Genomic DNA, 16,494 nt, shown 5'->3' on the forward strand with positions numbered 1-16,494 from the left:
GGCCATCGCAACGCGACGCGACGCAGGAGCGCCCTTGAGGGACCGGCACGACCCGGAAAACCATCGGACAGACGGAAAAACCCCCAGAACGGCTCAGATACCGCCCGAGTGGGTCCTGCCCACCCGAAGTCACCGCCCCGCCTTCCGCCCCGGTCCCGCCGGCTGCCGCCCCACACCATCCCGCGCCTCCCGACCCCCGGCCCCCGACCCGCCGAAGCCCCGCCCCGCCCCGCGCAGCGGTCGGTTCAGGACTTTTCCGGGGACGTCAGGTCGATCAGGCGGCAGACCGTTTCGATGTCGATCTTGACCTGGGCGATCGAGGCGCGGCCCGAGAGCCAGGTGATCAGTGCGGAGTGCCAGGTGTGCTCGATGACGCGGACCGCCGAGAGCTGTTCCGCCGTGGGCGGGTGCTCCAGGCCCATCGCGTCCAGGATGATCGCCGTGGTCAGGCGGGACACGGTGTCGACCTCGGGGCTCACGCTGCGGTCCGCGAAGGTCAGTGCCCGCACCATCGCGTCGGCCAGCTGCGGTTCCCGCTGGAGGGCGCGGAAGGCGCGCATCAGGGTCTCCGCGACCCGGGCCGCCGGCTCGTCGCCGCCGGGCGGGCGCTTGCGCAGCGTGGTGTGCATGTGCTGGAGCTGGTCCTGCATGGTGGCGACCAGCAGGTGCACCTTGGACGGGAAGTAGCGGTAGAGCGTCCCCAGGGCCACGCCGGCGGCCTCGGCGACCTCGCGCATCTGGACGGCGTCGAAGCCGCCCCGGCTGGCCAGCTGGGCACTCGCGTGCAGGATCCGGCGGCGGCGTGCCTCCTGGCGTTCCGTCAGGGGAGGCGACGCCGGTGTGGTGACGGCCTTCACTTCCGCACTCATGTGTCCCGTTCCGTGTCGTTGCGCGGGCTGTCTCCGGTGCTGATCCGCAGCCAGCATCGCAGGCGCCGCGTCGTGGCGCGAATCACCTGCTCCACCTCTTACGGTGTGGTTTCCGGCCGGTAGATTCAATGCTCTTAGACGGATCAAGTCTGAAACTTGTTCTACATTATCCGAGCGGTTACGCTCCGGCGAAAGTGCAGTGAGAAGGGGGCCGAGAGTGACCGCTGAGGCCGTGGCGACGAGCCCTTTCGCGGGTCCCGCCGACGACGGCGAGCGTCCGCTGCGCATCGCCCTCCTCACCTATAAAGGGAACCCGTTCTGCGGCGGCCAGGGCGTCTACGTCCGGCACCTCTCGCGGGAGCTGGTCCGTCTCGGGCACTCCGTCGAAGTCATCGGCGCGCAGCCCTACCCGGTGCTCGACACGGGTGCCACGCTCACCGAACTCCCGAGCCTGGACCTGTACCGCAGCCCCGACCCCTTCCGTACGCCGAAGCGCGACGAGTACCGGGACTGGATCGACGCCGTCGAGGTCGCGACGATGTGGACCGGCGGCTTTCCCGAGCCGCTGACGTTCTCGCTGCGCGCCCGCCGCCATCTGCGGGAGCGGGCGGGCGAGTTCGACGTCATCCACGACAACCAGACCCTCGGCTACGGTCTGCTCGGCGACCTCGGCGCGCCGCTGGTGACGACGATCCACCACCCCATCACCGTCGACCGCAAGCTCGACCTCGACGCCGCGCAGGGCCGCGTGAAGCGGGCCTCCGTGCGCCGCTGGTACGCCTTCACCCGCATGCAGGGCCGCGTGGCCCGCAAGCTGCCGTCGGTGCTGACCGTCTCCGGGTCCTCCCGGCAGGAGATCGCCGACCACCTCGGCGTGCGGGACGACCGCATCCACGTCGTGCACATCGGCGCCGACACCGACCTGTGGTCGCCCGACGCGTCGGTGGCCGAGGTGCCCGGCCGCATCGTGACCACCTCCAGCGCCGACGTGCCGCTCAAGGGCCTGGTCTTCCTCGTGGAGGCGCTCGCGAAGCTGCGCACCGAGCAGCCCGACGCCCACCTCGTCGTGGTCGGCAAGCGCGCCGAGCAGGGCCCCGTGGCCCGCGCCATCGAGACGTACGGGCTGCAGGACGCCGTCCGCTTCGTCAAGGGCATCACCGACGCCGAGCTCGTCGACCTGGTGCGCAGCGCGCAGGTGGCGTGCGTGCCGTCGCTGTACGAGGGCTTCTCGCTCCCGGCGGCCGAGGCCATGGCCACCGGTACCCCGCTCGTCGCCACCACCGGCGGTGCGATCCCCGAGGTCGCCGGCCCCGACGGCGAGACCTGCCTGGCGGTGCCGCCCGGCGACGCCGGCGCGCTGGCCGCCGCGCTGGGCCGGGTGCTGGGTGATCCGCAGCTGCGGGCCCGCCTCGGCGCGGCCGGACGCGAACGGGTCCTGACCCGTTTCACCTGGGCCGCGGCCGCGCGGGGAACCGCCGCGCACTACCGTGCCGCCATCGAGGAGTCCCGGGCCGCCCGCAGCCGCGGCGCGCGGTGACCTTCCGCCCCCTCCACACCGTCCCCACCCCCGTACACCCCCGCGACCGCGAAGGCAGGACCCCGTGCTGACCGTCGATTTCTCCCGGTTCCCGCTCGCCGCAGGCGATCGCGTACTCGACCTCGGCTGTGGCGCGGGCCGTCACGCCTTCGAGTGCTACCGGAGAGGCGCCCAGGTGGTCGCCGTCGACCGCAACGGTGAGGAGATCCGCGAGGTCGCCAAGTGGTTCGCCGCGATGAAGGAGGCCGGTGAGGCCCCGGCCGGTGCCACCGCCACCGCGATGGAGGGCGACGCCCTGGCGCTGCCCTTCCCCGACGACTCCTTCGACGTCGTCATCATCTCCGAGGTGATGGAGCACATCCACGACGACAAGGGCGTACTCGCGGAGATGGTCCGCGTGCTCAAGCCGGGCGGGCGCATCGCCATAACCGTCCCGCGCTACGGCCCGGAGAAGATCTGCTGGGCGCTGTCCGACGCCTACCACGAGGTCGAGGGCGGCCACATCCGCATCTACAAGGCGGACGAGCTGCTCGGCAAGATGCGGGCCGCGGGCCTGAAGCCGTACGGCACGCACCACGCGCACGGCCTGCACTCGCCGTACTGGTGGCTCAAGTGCGCCTTCGGCGTGGACAACGACAAGGCGCTGCCGGTCAAGGCGTACCACAAGCTCCTGGTCTGGGACATCATGAAGAAGCCGCTCGCGACACGGCTCGCGGAGCAGGCCCTCAACCCGCTCATCGGCAAGAGCTTCGTCGCGTACGCGACCAAGCCGCACCTCCCCGTCGGCGCGGCCCAGTGAGCTCGCCGGGGCGTACCGAACACCTCGTCCTGGACGGCGTACTGACCGCGGAGCAGGCCGCCGAGACGGTGGCGGGCATCCTCGCGGTGCAGCGCGCCGACGGCGCCATCCCGTGGTTCCGGGGCCACCACCTCGACCCGTGGGACCACACCGAGGCGGCGATGGCGCTGGACGCGGCCGGGGAGCACGAGGCCGCCGAGCGGGCGTACGCGTGGCTGGCCCGGCACCAGAACCAGGACGGTTCCTGGTACGCGGCCTACGCCGACCGGCCGGACGGTGTCGACACCGCCGAGCCGCAGGACGCGAGCCGCGAGAGCAACTTCACCGCCTACATAGCCGTCGGCGTGTGGCACCACTACCTGTCGACCGGCGACGACGCCTTCCTCGACCGCATGTGGCCGTCGGTGTACTCGGCGGTGGAGTGCGTGCTGTCGCTCCAGCAGCCGGGCGGCGAGATCGGCTGGAAGCGGGAGGCGGACGGTACGCCGGTCACGGACGCGCTGCTGACCGGGTCGTCCTCCATCCACCAGGCGCTGCGCTGCGCGCTGGCGATCGCCGAGCACCGCGAGGAGCCGCAGCCGGACTGGGAGCTCGCGGCGGGCGCGCTGCGGCACGCGATCCGCCGTCACCCCGAGCGGTTCCTGGACAAGGACCACTACTCGATGGACTGGTACTACCCGGTCCTCGGGGGCGCCCTCGCGGGCGAGGAGGCGCGGGCGCGGATCGCCGCGCGCTGGGACGAGTTCGTGGTCCCGGACCTGGGGGTGCGGTGCGTCCTGCCGAACCCGTGGGTGACGGGCGGCGAGTCCTGCGAGCTGGCGATCGCGCTGTGGGCGACGGGGGAGTCGGACCGGGCGCTGGAGGTCCTGCGGTCGATCGGTCACCTGCGCGCGGACAACGGCATGTACTGGACGGGGTACGTCTTCCAGGACGACGCGGTGTGGCCGGTGGAGCAGACGACGTGGACGGCCGGGTCGCTGCTGCTGGCCGTCGCGGCGCTGGGCGGGGACGAGGCCACCACCGAGGTGTTCGGCGGGGGTTCGCTGCCGGCCGGGCTGGAGCCGGACTGCTGCGGCTGAGCCGGAGCCGACGTACGGAAGGGGGCCCTTCCCGCCCGATGGCGGGGAGGGCCCCTTCCGCGTGGCGCGGGGCGCGCGGCGTCAGCGGCGGTAGAGCCAGCCGGCGACGGCGTGGCCGACCAGGACGTAGACGACGGCGGCCAGGCCGTAGCCGACGACGACCTGGACCCATTCGCGGCTGAAGGTGAACAGGTCGTAGGACCAGCCGGCCAGCCAACTTGCGGCGTCGTGGATGAAGTTGACCAGTTCGTTGCCCTGGTTGGCGTCCAGGAACCAGAGCAGGATCCACAGGACGATCACGAAGGCAAGCACGTCCGCCACCAGAGCGACGGCCCGGCCTGCCTGACTGCTTCCTCGGGTGCGTACTCGCGTGTGTGAGGTCATGCTGCGCGTGTTGCCGCCCGGGCGCGTCGCAAACCCGAACGGGTCCGCCGGGTGGCGGGCCCGCAGGGCCGGGGTGAGGCTGCGGGTGACGCCTGAGTCCCCGGAGGAAACCGTGTCCGTACCCACGACCGTCCGATTCCGTCGCGCCCTCACGGCGGTGGTCCTGTCGACCGCGCTGCTCGCCGGTGCCACCGCCTGTGGCAGCGGTGGCGGCGGCACCCAGCGGGAGGAGCTGTCCGCGGCCTCGATGGGTGAGCTGGCCGCGCTCGCCGCCGCGGAGCCGGTGGCGGTGGAGGCCGACGAGCGGGCGGCGGTGACGCCTTCGCCGAGCACGTCCGCGGAGAAGCAGAAGTTCGCGAAGACGCGGTTCGTCGCCAACGCGTCGCTCGCGGCGGGCGCCACGTACCAGTGGATCGTCAAGCCGTACCGCGAGGGCAAGTTCAAGAAGGGGGCGAAGGGCCGGACCTTCGCGCTCATCAAGGCGGGTCTGGCGGGCGCGTTCGCCTACAACCGGCTCAAGGCGGCGGCCGACAACGCCAAGGGCGACCCGCTGCTGGCGAAGGCGGTGGCCCCGCTGACGGCGGGCATCGAGTCGCTGAAGGGTCTCGGCAGCAAGCTGCGCAAGGGCCAGGCGGGTGACGCCGACATCTCCTCCTTCGACGACGTCATCAACAGCGTGAAGGAGGCCGGCAAGAGCGCGGGCGCGGAGGTGACCAACAAGGTCCCGAGCGCCTCCCAGCTCGGCGGCTAGCCCCACCCTCGGGCGGCCCCGTGGCCGGGGCGGGCGTCACCGCCCCCTCGGCCGCGGGGCCGTTCGAGCTGTTTGAATGGGCGGGTGATCGAGTACGTGTTGCTGGCCGGCGGGGTCGTCGGGGTCGGGTGGCTGGTGCGGCGCAAGCACCGGGAGCGGGCGGGCGCCGCGCCCGTGCCGGGGATTCCCGGGATGGCACGGCAGCCGGCCGGGACGGGCCGCTGGCGGCCGGGGCGGGTGTACGCCGACGGGGGCGCGGCCCGCTGGGTTCCCGAGCGCGGGGCGGCCGTGGAGCTGCCCGGGGGACGAGCGACCGGCCTGCGGGTGCCGTCGATCAAGGAGGGGATCTCCATCAATCCCGGCTCGCGGATCGTGACCTGCGCCTACGACGGCGGCGGGAGCATCGAGATCGCCGTGATGCCGCTGGACGTGCGCGAGCTGCTGGAGGCCCTGCCGCAGGCGGATTAGCCGGATTGGGGCGTCCCGTCCACCGGACGCCGGAATTCCGCGCCTGTGGGGGTGGATGTCCGGCCTTTCCTTGAGGGGGCGGGGTGCGCGGCACACGATGGTCGCCCGAGCAACGCATCCCGAGCCTGGAGGAGCACGCCCGTGCGCATCCGTACCACGGCGCTCGCCGCCGCCGCAGTCACCGCCGCCGCCGTCGGACTGGCCCCGTCGGCCGCCGCCGACACGGTGACCACCACCGAGCCCCTGCCCTGGTCGCTGAACCTGCAGACGGCGAGCGGCAGCGGGGCCAGTGCCTGGACCACCGTCACCCGGGAGGACGGCCACACCCTCTCGCAGACCCTCACCGTCGACGGCACCCTGACCAACACCGGCTCCGGCTGCTACAGCGCGGTGGTCGCGGAGTTCGTCTTCGGCTTCCCGAGCGGGATGCGCGACGCGGGGAGGATATGCGGCCCCGGAACCGTCCCCGTGCACTACCGGGGCCCGGCGATCAACGCCTCGCTCTACCTGTGCGCCGTCGCTCCGGGCGGCGGGTGCACCACGATGGCGGGGCCGGCCTCCGTGTACCGCCGCTGAGCCGTCCGGGGCGCGGGCCTCAGCCGCGCAGTTCCGCGAGGACGCGCAGGGTGTGCGGGTCGGGGGCGGTCACCAGGAGGTCCGTCACCGGGCCCTTGCGCCACAGCTCCAGTCGTTCCGCGATCCGCTCGCGCGGTCCGACCAGCGAGATCTCGTCGGCGAACGCGTCCGGGACGGCGAGGACGGCCTCTTCCTTGCGGCCCGCGAGGAAGAGCTCCTGGATGCGGCGGGCCTCCTCCTCGTAGCCCATGCGCGCCATCAGGTCGGCGTGGAAGTTGCGGGCCGCGTGTCCCATGCCGCCGATGTAGAAGCCGAGCATGGCCTTGACCGGGAGCAGTCCTTCGGTGACGTCGTCGCAGACGTGCGCCCGCGCCATCGGCGCGATCATGAAGCCTTCGGGGAGGTCGGCCAGCGAGGCCCGGTAGACGTCGGTGCGGGTCGGCGACCAGTACAGGGGCAGCCAGCCGTCCGCGATGCGGGTGGTCTGGGCGATGTTCTTCGGCCCTTCGGCGCCCAGGAGGAGCGGGAGGCCGGCGCGCAGCGGGTGGGTGATGGGCTTGAGGGGTTTGCCGATGCCGGTTGCGTCCTCGCCGCGGTAGGGGTGGCTGTGGAAGCGGCCGTCCAGGGTGACGGGGCCCTCGCGGCGCAGCACCTGGCGGATGACGTCGACGTACTCCCGGGTCGCGGTCAGCGGGCTCGCGGGGAAGGGGCGTCCGTACCAGCCCTCGACGACCTGCGGGCCGGACAGGCCCAGGCCCAGCATCATCCGGCCGCCGGAGAGGTGGTCCAGGGTGAGGGCGTGCATGGCGGTGGCGGTCGGGGTGCGGGCGGCCATCTGCGCGATGGCGGTGCCCAGGCGGATCCGTGAGGTGTGCGCGGCGATCCAGGTCAGCGGGGTGAAGGCGTCGGAGCCCCAGGCTTCGGCGGTCCACACGGAGTCGTAGCCGAGCCGCTCGGCCTCGGTGGCGAGGTCGAGGTGGGCGGGGTTGGGGCCGCGGCCCCAGTAGCCGAGTGCGAGTCCGAGGCGCATGGGGCGGGTCCCTCCAGCCGGAACTGACGATGCGTCAGGTGACTGTAGGGCAACGGCCCCCCGCCCGGAAGGGCGGGGGGCCGTCGCGCCGGACGCGGTCGGCTACGTGCCGGAGTGACCCGGGACCTCAGGGACCTCAGGGGCCTCAGGGACCTCCGGGACCTGCGGGACCTCCGGAACCTCCGGGGCCTCCGGGGCCTCCGCCTCGACGGTGACCGGGAGGCTCGTGGACACCTTGCCGTTCTGGGCGGTGGCCCGGATCTGGACCCGGTGGGTGCCCTGGCCGAGCACGGTGGCGACGCGCGTGGCGTCACCGGCGACCGTCGCGACCGGCGCGGCGTCCACCAGCAGCTCGAACGAGCTCACCAGCGATGCGGCCGTGCTGGTGGAGAAGTCGACCACCAGCGGCCCCGGGGTCGTCGCCGTGCCGCCCGGCGCGACCGCCTGTCCGTTCACGGCGCCGATCTTCAGCCGGGCCGCGGGGCCCGAGGTCCGGATCGTGTCCAGCTGCGGGTACAGCTGGTGGCCCGGGCACTCGGTGTTGAAGCCGTCGCGGTGCCCGGAGACGGTCCTGAACTGATACGGCTGCCCGGCGGTGAAGCTGGTGCCGGCGTAGTTCTTCTGCGTGGCGCCCGCGGTCAGCGTCGTCGTGCCGTTCATGTCGACGTCGTACTGGCCCAGCTTGTACGCCGCCATCTTCGCGATGCCTTCGAGCGCGGCGGGCGAGGCCCCGGCGCTGGTGTGGTCGCCGAGGACCGCGACGCTCGTCGACTCCGAGTTGAAGCCGTAGGTGTGGGCGCCCATCACCGGCCGGTCCACGCCGCCCTGGCGGCCCTCGAAGAGGGTGCCGCACTTGTCGACGAGGAAGTTGTAGCCGACGTCGCGCCAGCCGTTGGTCTTCACGTGGTAGACGTGCAGACCGCGGACGATGGCCGCGGAGTCGGTGCACTCGTACGGGGCGGAGGCCGCCGTGTGGTGCACGAACAGCGCCTTGATCTTCCCGCCGGCGAGGTAGAGCGGGCCCTCGTTGTTGAGGGACTCGTCGGCGCCCCACTGGGCGCGCGTGACGACGTCCGGTCGCGGCGCCGTCGACTCCGGACCGGGGGCCGCCGCGGCGGCGGCCGCCGCCCGGGCGCCCGGGGCGGGCGCGGACTTCGCCGCAATGGCTCGCGCGGCCCTGCCCGGTGCGGACTTCGCGGCACCGGTGCGCCCGGCCGTGCCCGGGTCCACCAGGTCCAGCTCCAGGCCTGCGGGCAGCGCGGCCGAGCCGCCGCCTACCCGCACCTCGGCGCCGTCGGCCGAGCCGACCCACACGGGCTCCGTGGCGCCGCGAGCGCCCGGGCGGACGCCGTCGAGGCCGGCCTTCAGCGGTTCCAGCTCGACCCACGGCGTCCACGCCCCGGTCTCGGCGTTGCGGCTGCGGGCCTCGATCTTCCCCTGCACCTCGGCGGAGGCGTCCTTCCAGGACACGCCCATGAGCCCGAAGCGCTCGGTGTCCTGCGCGGAGACGGCCGCCTCGGTGGCGCTCCTCGGCTCCAGCGCGAGCCTGCGGACGGTGCCCTCCACCGGGCCGCTCGTCCCGGCGGAAGCACTGCTGCCCGCCCGGTCCGGACCGGGTCCGGCGGCCACGGCCGTCCCCGGCAGGCACAGCGTCGTCACGACGCCGAGCGCGGCGGCGAGAGCCGTACCGCGCATGCGACTTGCTATCACGTTATTTCCCACCCGTTTGCAACTCATCGGATATGAGTACTGGTCACGGGCGATGCTACTGATCTCTACCGATCGGGGCGCACACGCACGTCGCCCCACCGGCCGGGCCGGTGGGGCGACATGGGGACGGAAAGCGTTGCCCGGAAGGGCGGACGCGGATCGGATCAGCCGCGCTGGATGTCCGAGGTGTGGTTCAGGATGCCGCGACGGCCGTCCTGCGTCTGGGCGATCAGGGCGTTGCCGCCGCGCTGCTCGACCGCCAGGTACCAGGTGCCCGGAGCGAGTTCGGCGATCTGCGCGGACGAGCCGTCCTCCGCGAGGAGCGGACGGGCCACCGGCACCGCGAACCAGAAGGGGCTGAAGTCCGACGCCGGAGCCGGAGTCGGGGCCGCCTGGTGGCCGGCGCCCGAGTCGTGCGGGCCGGGCGCCGGGTTCGGCGTGCCGCCGTACGGGGGGACGGGCTGCGGCGTGGAACCGTAGGGCTGCTGCCCGCCCGGGTAGCCGTACCCGGCACCCGGCTGCGGCTGGCCGCCGTACGGCTGGGGCGCGGCGGGACGGGCCTCCGGCAGCAGCGCGCCGGCGAGCGCCGGGACCTTCGCACCGAAGAGGGCCACGCCGGCCAGGGCCAGCGTGCCGAGGAAGGCGAGGACGGCGCCCGCGCCCAGGTCGAGCGTGCTCGGGCAGGTGATCAGCGCCCACAGCGCGGACCAGGCGGCCGAGACGGCGAGGACCGTGCCCCACGCCGCCAGCGGGATGCCGAGGACCTTGCGGCTCTCCGGCTGGAAGCGGCCCGCGATCAGCAGACCGGTGGCGATGAAGCCGAGCAGGAAGACGCTGGGCAGCACGAGGCGGTAGGCGTCGGTGTCCCACGCGCTCGGCAGGTCGCCACCCGTGGTGGAGTAGAAATCGAAGAACGAGGCGATGAACAGCAGCACCGCTGCTCCGATCACCACGCCGTCGCCTCGAGTGAGGGAGCGGATGTTCACGTCTTAGGTGTCCTTCTCGGTCTCGGTCGTCTCGTGGTGCCGCGGTCGCAGCGCAGATCGTGCCCGCAGCAGGGCGGGCGGCACCATGGTACGGATGTATCCCGCAACCGAGAGGATCGGGGCGGCGGGCCTCCCGGCGGGAGGCCCGAGAGGGACTACCCGCCCAGGAAGCCGACGATGCCGTCCGCGATGCCCTGGGCCGCCTTCTGCCGCCACTCCGGACTCGTCAACTGCGCCGCGTCCTTGGCGTCACGCATGTTGCCGCATTCGATGAACACCTTGGGCCGAGTTGACAGGTTCAGTCCGCCCAGATCGTCGCGGACCACCAAGCCGGTTCCGCCGCCCAGGTAGTTGGCGGGCGCCGAGCCCGTGGTGCGGGCGAAGTTCCCGGCGATGCGTTCGCCCAGCTCGCGGGAGGGGCCCACGATCTTCGCGGTGTCCGCGGCCCCGCTCTTGACCTTGGCCGGGAGGATGACGTGGAAGCCGCGGCTGCCGGCCGAGACGCCGTCGGCGTGGACGGACACCACCGCGTCGGCGTTCGCCTCGTTGCCGATCCGGGCGCGCTCGGTGATGCACGGGCCCCAGGGGCGGGCGCCCGTCTCGTGGGTGAGGACCACCTTCGCGCCCTGGGCCTCCAGCGCGGTCCGCAGGCGCTTCGACACGTCCATCGTGAACTCCGCCTCCATGTAGCCGGAGTTGGTGGTCGTGCCGGTGGTGTCGCACTCCTTGCGGTTGGTGCCGATGTCGACCTGCTGGTCGATCTCGTCGGTGTGCTTGAAGTTGCCGGTGTTGTGCCCGGGGTCGACGACCACGGTCTTGCCGGCCAGCGGGCCCTTGGCGGGGGCCGGTACGGGGGCCGCCGCGGTCGTGCTCGGGCTGCCGGTCGGGCTCGTGGTCGGGCTCGTGCTCGGGGTGGAGCCGGGCTTCGCGTCCCGCTGGCCCGGCGCCAGGGACGAGTGCGAGGCGGGCTGCGCGGCCGGGCCGGACCGGCCGGAGTCCGGCCCGGTCCCGGACAGTGCCTGGGTCAGGACCCAGCCCGCGAGGCAGGCCGGGGCGAGTGCGGCGATCCCGACCACGAGCGTGGAGCGTCGGGTGAACCAGTGCCGGTCCGGATTCGCCGAGGAGCCGGACTCGGGGGGCGGGGGGCTGTCGTCGTAGCGCACGTCCGCGATGCTAGACCGCTGCCCGCCGGCCCGGCCGGGACTGAGCCATCCGGGGGCGTGGTGCGCTTATATGAACGGCGGCCGGGTGTCAGATGCCCGGGCCGGTGCGGCGCAGGACGCGCAGGGAGTCGGTCACCGCGACCTCCTCGAAGGCGCCGGAGGCGAGCGCGCGCAGGTAGATCCGGTACGGGGCCTGGCCGCCGTCGGCCGGGTCCGGGAACACGTCGTGGATGACGAGCGTGCCGCCCTCCGCGACGTGCGGGGCCCAGCCCTCGTAGTCGCCGGTCGCGTGCTCGTCCGTGTGGCCACCGTCGATGAAGACGAAGCCCAGCTTGCCGCCCCACGCCGCCGCGACCTGCGGGGACCGGCCGACGATCGCGATCACGTGCTCCTCCAGCCCGGCCTTGTGCAGGGTGCGGCGGAAGGTCGGCAGGGTGTCCATCAGGCCGACCTCCGGGTCCACGACCGTCGGGTCGTGGTACTCCCAGCCGGGCTGCTGCTCCTCGCTGCCCCGGTGGTGGTCGACGGTGATCGCGGCCACGCCGGCCTCGCGGGCGGCGTCGGCCAGCAGGATGGTGGAGCGCCCGCAGTACGTACCGACCTCCAGCAGCGGCAGCCCGAGCGCCCCGGCCGCGGCGGCCGCCTCGTACAGGGCGAGGCCCTCCCGTACGGGCATGAACCCCTTGGCGGCCTCGAAGGCGGCGAGGGTCTCCGGCTTGGGCGTGGCCATGCTGTTCCTCCTGCTGAGCTGCGTGTGGCGGCCCATGCTGCCCTACCCGCCGGTAGTGGTCCATGGGCGGGGTCGGCTCCGACCGGCCCGCCGGCTACGGCAGGGGCCGCTGGCATCGACGTCGTGCGGGGGGTTCCGGACGAATCGGGCCACCGGGCGGTGTGCGGATGGCTACGCTCGGCCACGGAACCGGCAACTGCCTTGGGGGTGACCGTCCATGGTCGGCGTGCGCGATCTCGATCCCAGCGCCTCACCGCTGGACTACTACGGCTCCGAACTGCGCCGCCTGAGAGAGGACGCGGGCCTCAACCAGGCGCAGCTCGGCAGCATCGTCTTCTGCACGGGCTCGCTGATCGGCCAGGTGGAGACCACGCGGAGGGTCCCGACGCGGGACTTCTCGGAACGGGTGGACGCGGCGCTGGGCACGGGCGGGGTGTTCTCACGGCTGGTGGGGCTGGTGCTGCGGCACCAACTGCCGACGTGGTTCCAGCCGTATGCGGAGATGGAGGCGCGGGCGGCCTATATCTCGACCTTCCAGGCGCAGTTGGTCTACGGGCTGCTCCAGACGGAGGAGTACGCGCGGGCGGTGCTGGGCGTGCGGAGCGAGGGGGACCTCGACGCGAAGGTGGCCGCCCGGATGGAGCGGCAGCGGATCCTCGACCGTGAGAACCCGCCACTGATGTGGGTCGTGCTGAGCGAGGCCGTACTGCACCAGGAGATCGGCGGCCGGGACGTCATGCGGAACCAGCTCGGCCACTTGCTGGAGCTGCGGGGGCGGGAGTGGGTGCGGGTGCAGATCCTGCCGTTCGAGGCGGGCGCCCACGCCGGACAGATGGGTTCTTTCAACCTGTTGCGGTTCGACAGCGACCCGGACATCGCCTACACCGAGGACTTCGTGCAGGGCCATATGACGGCCAATCCGCAAGCTCTCAGGGAGGGTTCGCTCCGATACGATCATTTGCAGGCCGCCGCACTCTCCCTGGAGGACTCGGCGGCGCTGATCGCCCGCGTATTGGAGGAGCGCTATGGAGACCAGCCAGCACCTGACGGGCGCGAAGTGGCGTAAGTCCTCGTACAGCGGTGACACCGGCGGTGACTGTGTCGAGGTCGCGGTCCAGCCGTGCCTCGTCGCCGTGCGCGACTCCAAGGTCCCCGAGGGGCCCGTGTTCACCGTCCGGCCCGCCGCTTTCGAGGCGTTCGTGAGGGCCGTCTCGGTATGATCCGCTCCCGACTCGGGGAGCAGGGGGCGGGGGACATGGAGCAGGTGGGGCCGGGGGGTCCGGCGTACGTCGGGCCGTTCGAGGTCGTCGGTGTGCTCGGGCAGGGCGGGATGGGGCGGGTGCTGCTGGCGGCCGGTCCGGACGGGCGGCTCGTCGCCGTCAAGCAGGTCCTCGCGCACTTCGCGGACGACGAGGGCTTCCGGGCCCGTTTCCGCCGTGAGGTCACCGCCTCGCGCAAGGTGTCCGGTGCGTACACGGCCGCCGTGATCGACGCCGATCCGGACGCGCCGACGCCCTGGCTGGCCTCCGTCTTCGTCGCGGGGCCGTCCCTCGGGGCCGTGGTCAAGGCGGGCGGGGTGCTGCCCGAGGACGTCGTGCGCCGTCTCGCCGCGGGCCTGACGTCCGCCCTGGCGGAGATCCACCGGGCCGGGCTCGTCCACCGGGACCTCAAGCCCGACAACGTGCTCCTCGCGGAGGACGGCGTCCGCGTCATCGACCTCGGCATCGCCCGGGCCACGGAGGGCGAGGCGGAGGGCGACACCGGGCTGACGCGCACGGGGTTCGTCATCGGATCGCCCGCGTACATGTCGCCCGAGCAGGCGGAGGGGCATCCGCTCACGCCCGCCAGTGACGTCTTCTCCCTCGGGTCCGTGCTGGTCATGGCGCTGACCGGCCGCAGCCCCTTCGCCGGGACCTCCACGCTCAAGACGCTGTACGAGGTGGCGCACGGCGAACCGGACCTCGGCGGGGTCCCGGACGGGCTGCGGGGCCTCGTCGCGCGCTGCCTGGCCAAGGACCCGGAGGCCAGGCCGACCCCGGCGGAACTGCACGAGCTGATCGGTCCGGTGCCCCCGGCGGGCCGCCAGTGGCCGTCCGCCGTGTACGGGATGCTCGCCGCGCAACGGGCCCGGATCGACGGCCTGTTGGACGGCCGCCAGGCGGCCGGCGGGCACGCGCCGGAGCATGGGCCGGGGCAGGGCCCGGAGCAGGGGTCGACTCCCGCGCCCACGCACGTTCGGGAGGCCGCGCCCGCTCCGGCCGAGGCGCCCGCGCAGGGCACACCGGCGCCCGCCCCACAGGTACCCCCGCAGGAAACCCGTCCCGGAGGTCCGCGCCGGACCCGGCGCCGCCGGGTCGCGGCGCTGGTGGCGGCGGGGGTCCTCCTCGTGGCCGGTACCGGAACCGCGCTGTACGTACGGGACCGCATGAACGCCCCCATCGGCTACACGGCCGTCCCCAGTTGCAAGGTGGCGGGCAGGGAACTGCCCCTGGAGCTGGTGCCGTCGACCTCGGACAGCTGGTCCACGACCGTCGACGGCGTGCAGTCGAGCTGCAACGGGGGCGCCGATACCGCCGTCTCGCCGAAGGCGCTGGTGCGGTGGGACCTGAGCCTCGGCGGGAGCGCGGAGGTCAACGCGGTGGCGCAGAAGAGGCGTTTCCAGGCGGGGGCCGCCGGTCAGCGCGAGGCGCCCCGCCTCGGGTTCGGCACGGAGGCCTACTGGGGGTCGGCCACGGCCGACTGGACCTGCGTCCTCGCCGTGCGGGAGGGCAACCTCTCCGTCTGGGTGGGCCTCCGGGCGAAGCCGTACAGCAAGGGTGCCTGCGAGACGAAGGCGAAGGACGTCGCCCGCGCCGCCCTGAGGGCCGCGACGCGCTGACACTCGGCCCCGGGACACCCTTAGCGGGAGGGCGGGCCCAGGCGTCGGCCGTTGCTCGTGCCGCACGCCAGGCAGACCATCCAGTCGCCGAGCAGGCCGTCCTCCCGCAGGTGTGGCTCCGAGGCGACGTTCGACTGTTCCTCGCCGCAGAACATGCAGTCCCCGTCCTCGCCCTCCAGCCGCCGCATGGGGGCGGGTGGTGCGCCCGCGGGGCGCTCGCAGCCGAGCCAGCCGCACCCGGGGCACTCCCACCACGCCTCGGGGCGTGGCGCCGGTCCCGCTCCGCCCCAGCGGTTGCGGCGGAGCATGACGGCGAAGGGCGTCAGCGCGCGCCCGCAGCGCGGGCAGTCGGGGGTGGTCATGCGGACGTTCCTTTCTGGGGTGGAGGACCGCGGGAAGGAAGCGTTGGTCCAGCCGGCCCGAAGCTGTGCGGGCCGGCTTTGCATTTTCGGCCTGCGGCCAGGGTGGCGTCGAGTCAGTGAGAGGGATCGATCACGCGGTCGCGGAACTCTTGGAAGGCGTACCAGCCTGAGAGCTCCTGGGGAGCGATCAGGTCTCCTGAGGAGCAGTCCAGCACCTTGCAACCGAGGGCGTCCGCCAGGCGGAAGACGGGGGTGAGCGCGTCGTCGCCGGAGCCGCGGATGTGGAGCATGATCGAGTCCACGGGGTCCTCCTCGCCGACGTTGAGTTCCATGGACCAGGTGGGTCCGAGGAGGCTGCCCCAGGTGGGGTCCGAGAGGTCGGCTTCGGGGACGGCCCGGCTCACGGCCGCGAGGACGTCCTTCTGTGGGCCGAGTGGGGGCGGGGTGCAGCCGCCGGCCATGTCCTGCACCGAGGTGGTGCCGTCGGGCAGGCGGAGGAGGAGAACGTCCCAGCTCATGGGTACCTTCCGGAAGGGGAGCGGGCGGTTGCGCTGACGCGGGGAGTCAGCTCGGGCGGAGTTGTTCTCCCGGCGGCCGGGGCGTGAGCGTGCTGCGGAGCCGGTTGACCGTTGCCTGCCAGGGGCCATCGTCCGGTTCGGCCCAGAGCTGCAGGAGTTCGGACGGCTCGGTGAGGACGCGGTCGAGGGCCTGGCGAGCCAGGGCGCGTAGGCCGGTGAGGTCGGGGAGGGGCTCGTCCGGTCCGTAGCGGGGGTGGGCGGGCTCGCCGCCAGGGCATTGCGCGGCGACCAGGGCGGCTGCGGCGATGGCTTCATCGGCGACGTCCGCGTCGAGGTGGTCGGTGGTGCCGGCCGCTCGGGCGAGGGTGTCTCGAACCAAGCCCTGACGTGCCTCCGGGGAGGCGTCGTCGAGGTCGCCGCACCAGTCCGCCGCGGTGTCGTTGTCGAAGGGGCCGACGTCCCACGTGCCCATGTGTCTCTCCTGATCGTGACGATGTCCGGGCATCGTGGCAGCTGCCACTGACATCAGCCGGCGACTCCCCTCTTCGAGCCGAGCACCCTGGTGCAACCGCACAGGACACCGCGGACCGCCGGGCGGGGGCCGCGAAGAACACCCCCATCTGACCTTCCGTCAGATTGGAACGTGTTCTAGTC

Annotated in this window: 19 protein-coding genes; 9 read left to right on the forward strand and 10 right to left on the reverse strand. The window is 73.0% G+C overall.

The features are described from left to right. Window positions 1-245: 245 nt before the first annotated feature. A complete protein-coding gene (locus tag AB0O53_RS35780) occupies window positions 246-869 on the reverse strand; it encodes a TetR family transcriptional regulator (protein WP_136234630.1) in 624 nt (207 codons plus the stop codon). Between the two features lie 217 nt (window positions 870-1,086). Here AB0O53_RS35780 and AB0O53_RS35785 point away from each other — a divergent pair, with 217 nt between their 5' ends. The 3 genes from AB0O53_RS35785 to AB0O53_RS35795 all read left to right on the forward strand — a co-directional run bounded on the left by AB0O53_RS35785 (window position 1,087) and on the right by AB0O53_RS35795 (window position 4,284). Continuing rightward, on the forward strand, window positions 1,087-2,406 hold the full coding sequence (locus AB0O53_RS35785) for a glycosyltransferase family 4 protein (protein WP_351000379.1): 1,320 nt from the start codon (window positions 1,087-1,089) through the stop codon (window positions 2,404-2,406). A gap of 64 nt (window positions 2,407-2,470) precedes the next feature. Beyond that, entirely contained in the window at window positions 2,471-3,205 is a 735-nt protein-coding gene (locus AB0O53_RS35790; protein ID WP_030852354.1) for a class I SAM-dependent methyltransferase, read from the forward strand. Continuing rightward, on the forward strand, window positions 3,202-4,284 hold the full coding sequence (locus tag AB0O53_RS35795; protein WP_351000382.1) for a prenyltransferase/squalene oxidase repeat-containing protein: 1,083 nt from the start codon (window positions 3,202-3,204) through the stop codon (window positions 4,282-4,284). Before AB0O53_RS35790 ends, AB0O53_RS35795 begins: the two co-directional genes overlap by 4 nt. 81 nt (window positions 4,285-4,365) lie before the next feature. On the opposite strand, the gene AB0O53_RS35800 is transcribed toward AB0O53_RS35795, so the two are convergent. After that, complete coding sequence (locus AB0O53_RS35800; RefSeq protein ID WP_351000385.1) at window positions 4,366-4,668, reverse strand: hypothetical protein; 303 nt, start codon at window positions 4,666-4,668, stop codon at window positions 4,366-4,368. A 112-nt stretch (window positions 4,669-4,780) separates the two neighbouring features. On the opposite strand from AB0O53_RS35800, the gene AB0O53_RS35805 reads away from it, so the two are divergent. From AB0O53_RS35805 to AB0O53_RS35815, 3 genes are all read left to right on the forward strand, one after another. Continuing rightward, window positions 4,781-5,419, forward strand: a complete 639-nt coding sequence (locus tag AB0O53_RS35805; RefSeq protein ID WP_351000388.1) for a hypothetical protein — start codon at window positions 4,781-4,783, stop codon at window positions 5,417-5,419. An 84-nt stretch (window positions 5,420-5,503) separates the two neighbouring features. Then, a complete protein-coding gene (locus AB0O53_RS35810; protein WP_351000390.1) occupies window positions 5,504-5,887 on the forward strand; it encodes a hypothetical protein in 384 nt (127 codons plus the stop codon). A gap of 141 nt (window positions 5,888-6,028) precedes the next feature. Then, window positions 6,029-6,463: a hypothetical protein gene (locus AB0O53_RS35815; protein WP_365201233.1), complete on the forward strand. Its 435-nt coding sequence runs from the start codon at window positions 6,029-6,031 to the stop codon at window positions 6,461-6,463. A 19-nt stretch (window positions 6,464-6,482) separates the two neighbouring features. On the opposite strand, the gene AB0O53_RS35820 is transcribed toward AB0O53_RS35815, so the two are convergent. The 5 genes from AB0O53_RS35820 to AB0O53_RS35840 all read right to left on the reverse strand — a co-directional run bounded on the left by AB0O53_RS35820 (window position 6,483) and on the right by AB0O53_RS35840 (window position 12,082). After that, window positions 6,483-7,493 carry an LLM class F420-dependent oxidoreductase gene (locus tag AB0O53_RS35820; RefSeq protein WP_351000396.1) on the reverse strand — a complete coding sequence of 337 codons (1,011 nt, stop codon included), beginning with the start codon at window positions 7,491-7,493 and terminating at the stop codon, window positions 6,483-6,485. A gap of 102 nt (window positions 7,494-7,595) precedes the next feature. Continuing rightward, on the reverse strand, window positions 7,596-9,188 hold the full coding sequence (locus AB0O53_RS35825) for a peptidoglycan recognition protein family protein (protein WP_365201236.1): 1,593 nt from the start codon (window positions 9,186-9,188) through the stop codon (window positions 7,596-7,598). A 179-nt stretch (window positions 9,189-9,367) separates the two neighbouring features. Next, window positions 9,368-10,189, reverse strand: coding sequence for a hypothetical protein (locus AB0O53_RS35830; protein ID WP_351000402.1), 822 nt, complete (start codon window positions 10,187-10,189; stop codon window positions 9,368-9,370). 155 nt (window positions 10,190-10,344) lie between these two features. After that, on the reverse strand, window positions 10,345-11,352 hold the full coding sequence (locus tag AB0O53_RS35835; RefSeq protein ID WP_365201240.1) for an N-acetylmuramoyl-L-alanine amidase: 1,008 nt from the start codon (window positions 11,350-11,352) through the stop codon (window positions 10,345-10,347). Window positions 11,353-11,440: 88 nt separating this feature from the next. Then, the gene (locus AB0O53_RS35840) at window positions 11,441-12,082 is read right to left on the reverse strand and encodes a class I SAM-dependent methyltransferase (RefSeq protein WP_365201243.1); all 642 of its coding nucleotides are present in this window, start codon (window positions 12,080-12,082) and stop codon (window positions 11,441-11,443) included. Between the two features lie 217 nt (window positions 12,083-12,299). Here AB0O53_RS35840 and AB0O53_RS35845 point away from each other — a divergent pair, with 217 nt between their 5' ends. The 3 genes from AB0O53_RS35845 to AB0O53_RS35855 are packed head-to-tail and all read left to right on the forward strand — an operon-like array spanning window position 12,300 to window position 14,960. Continuing rightward, entirely contained in the window at window positions 12,300-13,148 is an 849-nt protein-coding gene (locus AB0O53_RS35845) for a helix-turn-helix domain-containing protein (RefSeq protein ID WP_365201244.1), read from the forward strand. Beyond that, a complete protein-coding gene (locus AB0O53_RS35850; RefSeq protein WP_365201246.1) occupies window positions 13,108-13,302 on the forward strand; it encodes a DUF397 domain-containing protein in 195 nt (64 codons plus the stop codon). Before AB0O53_RS35845 ends, AB0O53_RS35850 begins: the two co-directional genes overlap by 41 nt. Further along, window positions 13,299-14,960, forward strand: coding sequence for a serine/threonine-protein kinase (locus AB0O53_RS35855; protein WP_365201249.1), 1,662 nt, complete (start codon window positions 13,299-13,301; stop codon window positions 14,958-14,960). Before AB0O53_RS35850 ends, AB0O53_RS35855 begins: the two co-directional genes overlap by 4 nt. Before the next feature lie 20 nt (window positions 14,961-14,980). Here the strand turns inward: AB0O53_RS35855 and AB0O53_RS35860 are convergent, their stop codons facing one another. The 3 genes from AB0O53_RS35860 to AB0O53_RS35870 form a co-directional block, all read right to left on the reverse strand. Then, on the reverse strand, window positions 14,981-15,322 hold the full coding sequence (locus tag AB0O53_RS35860) for a hypothetical protein (protein ID WP_365201252.1): 342 nt from the start codon (window positions 15,320-15,322) through the stop codon (window positions 14,981-14,983). 113 nt (window positions 15,323-15,435) lie between these two features. Continuing rightward, complete coding sequence (locus AB0O53_RS35865; RefSeq protein WP_365201255.1) at window positions 15,436-15,840, reverse strand: hypothetical protein; 405 nt, start codon at window positions 15,838-15,840, stop codon at window positions 15,436-15,438. A gap of 46 nt (window positions 15,841-15,886) precedes the next feature. Continuing rightward, window positions 15,887-16,312, reverse strand: a complete 426-nt coding sequence (locus AB0O53_RS35870) for a DUF4259 domain-containing protein (RefSeq protein ID WP_365201258.1) — start codon at window positions 16,310-16,312, stop codon at window positions 15,887-15,889. Window positions 16,313-16,494 lie beyond the last annotated feature (182 nt).

This window comes from Streptomyces erythrochromogenes (assembly GCF_040684695.1).
Lineage (GTDB): Bacteria > Actinomycetota > Actinomycetes > Streptomycetales > Streptomycetaceae > Streptomyces > Streptomyces erythrochromogenes_C.